Raw genomic sequence first — 2,198 nt, 5'->3', positions numbered from 1 at the left:
CCTTTTAATGACTGCCTGATTCTATTCATTTACTCTCTATCAACAGGATTTGACAAAGAGCTAAAGTAAGACCAGTAAAGACATTAGCCAGCAATGTGCATTAAACCAAATTATTTTTAGCTTTCCCTTTTTAGTATATTTAAAGGTCAACTTAGGCTTTGAGCCAAACAACGCTGCAAGTCTTGTCTTAAATGCTTCCCACTTATTTAATTTTCTGCTTTTGATTTTTCTTTGATTATTGTTCATCCATCTGTTCCCCCCGTGTTTCAGTAAGATCAATGATTAGATAGTAACACTGGAGAAAACACAGGCTATTATCGTAAATTAAACTCTAAAAGCTAGACGATAGAACAGAAAAGCATCCCTTAAAACCAATCACATTGATTTAGGGATGCCTTAAATATTTGCTATTAATATTTTTTACTTCTTAACAGCATCTTTTAATACTTTGCCAGGCTTAAAAGCTGGTACTTTAGTAGCTGGAATTTTGATAGTTTTACCAGTTTGAGGATTACGCCCCTTACGTGCAGCACGTTGACGTACTTCAAAAGTACCAAAACCAATAAGTTGCACTTTCTTATCATCAGCTAGTGTCTCTCGAATAGTGTCAAGCACTGCATCAATAGCTAATCCGGCATCTTTATGTGTTAAGTCAGCCTTCTTAGCAACTGCTTTAATTAAATCACTTTTACTTGCCATTTTATTATTCTTCCTTTCAAGTTTTAACTATCACAATTATATCAAATTACTTTAGCTATGGGATTCTTTTGATATTTAAATGATTTACGAAAAATAATCATTCATATTTACAAATTTCTAGGCAAACTAATTGCCACCTACACTAATTTACATACAAGTATTTCAAAATGGAGGAATGAAATGGTTGATCAAAGACTTACTAGAACACAATACCAATCGGAAGTTATCAAAAAGAAAGCAAAAGAGGTTGTCATACCTGAAATTAAACCTATTAGTCAACAAGAACTTACCCACGAAGTAAAGGAATACGAAAAAAACATGAAAGATATTGCCTTATGGCCATTCATCGGCTTAATCAATTGGACTGTCAACTACCCCAGAATAAATTCTGAGGCTTGGTGGCTCGTTAGCTTGCGCTAACCAGAACACCAGCTTGCTTAGATACAGGCTAGGCTTGTCGCTAATAGTCTTATGACTACTACCGATAGAGGTCGCCCAATTACCAAAGCATTTTGAGTCCGTGAGTTGCCAACGGACTTCCGTCTTTTTTAGGCGTTTTTTTTCTTTTTTATTACTGGATTTTGCCAGTGGCCTAAGCCTTTTTCTAAAATATTTACTGCCGCATTCCAATCACGAATATGGTAAGCATGACACATTGGACAAGTCCATTCTCGATCTGCCAGCTTCAATTTCTGATAGCCATTATGTCCCATGATTGTGCCACACTGATGGCATCTTTGGGTCGTGTACTTAGGATCAATTGTCTGAAAGTCTTTGCCATATAGCTTAGCTTTATAAGCCAGCATATTAAGAAACTTGCGCCAGCCAGCATCAGAGATTGCTTGGGACAAGGCATGATTCTTAAGCAGGTTCTTGCTTCTTAATTCCTCGGCAACCACTAAATCGTGGCTTTTGATTAATGCAGTTGAGAGGACCTGCAAGAAGTCTTCACGCTGTCTGCGAATCTTGTCGTGCAGTTTAGCCACTGCTAAGCGCTGTTCTTGATAATTCTTAGCTGTCCGCAATTTGCGCCCGTCTTTCTTAGCCCGTCTTTGTCTGCGTGAGAGTATGCGCTGAGTGTGGGCGAGCTTTTTCTTGGCCTTTCGGTAGAAACATGGATTAGCGACCATTGCTCCATTAGAATCGGTCAAGAAGTTGTCTAAATTAAGATCAATGCCGATTTGATTCTGCGTCTTGGCCAATTCTTTAACAAAAGCTAAATCGCTGCCTAGCTGCATTGACAAATAGAATTGGTCATCAGCGGTCTTTTTAAGCGTCACTGTTCCAATTCTAGTTGGAATGTGCTTAAGCAAACGCTCTTTAATTAGTTTCCTCAAGCCGGCAATGCGGACAACACCCAGCTTAGGCAATTTAACGTGTTTAGCATCAATAAACTTAGCTGTTCCATTATTTAGATAAGCTTCATCCTGCTTAATGTATTGACAGTTGGTCTGATAAGCCCAATCACTGCGTTTCTTGTGGAAAGTCGGGATTCCATA

4 protein-coding genes are annotated in these 2,198 nt (G+C 38.4%); 1 reads left to right on the top strand and 3 read right to left on the bottom strand.

The window, feature by feature from the left end:
* Positions 1-60: 60 nt before the first annotated feature.
* Together BLP58_RS11695 and hbs are read right to left on the bottom strand one after the other, a co-directional pair.
* A complete protein-coding gene (locus tag BLP58_RS11695) occupies positions 61-246 on the bottom strand; it encodes a hypothetical protein (protein ID WP_013851367.1) in 186 nt (61 codons plus the stop codon).
* Between the two features lie 174 nt (positions 247-420).
* Complete coding sequence (gene hbs / locus BLP58_RS11690) at positions 421-699, bottom strand: non-specific DNA-binding protein Hbs (protein WP_013851366.1); 279 nt, start codon at positions 697-699, stop codon at positions 421-423.
* Positions 700-879: 180 nt separating this feature from the next.
* Between hbs and BLP58_RS11685 the strand changes: the two genes are divergently transcribed.
* On the top strand, positions 880-1,119 hold the full coding sequence (locus BLP58_RS11685; RefSeq protein ID WP_013851365.1) for a hypothetical protein: 240 nt from the start codon (positions 880-882) through the stop codon (positions 1,117-1,119).
* A 128-nt stretch (positions 1,120-1,247) separates the two neighbouring features.
* Here BLP58_RS11685 and BLP58_RS11680 read toward each other — a convergent pair.
* Positions 1,248-2,198, bottom strand: a 951-nt coding sequence (locus tag BLP58_RS11680; protein ID WP_074484289.1) for an RNA-guided endonuclease InsQ/TnpB family protein, incomplete at its 5' end; no start/stop codon positions are given.

The organism is Lactobacillus kefiranofaciens (genome assembly GCF_900103655.1).
Taxonomy (GTDB): Bacteria; Bacillota; Bacilli; order Lactobacillales; family Lactobacillaceae; genus Lactobacillus; species Lactobacillus kefiranofaciens.
Note: the sequence above shows the minus strand (reverse complement) of the source record. Positions and strands in the feature narration are given on the sequence as shown.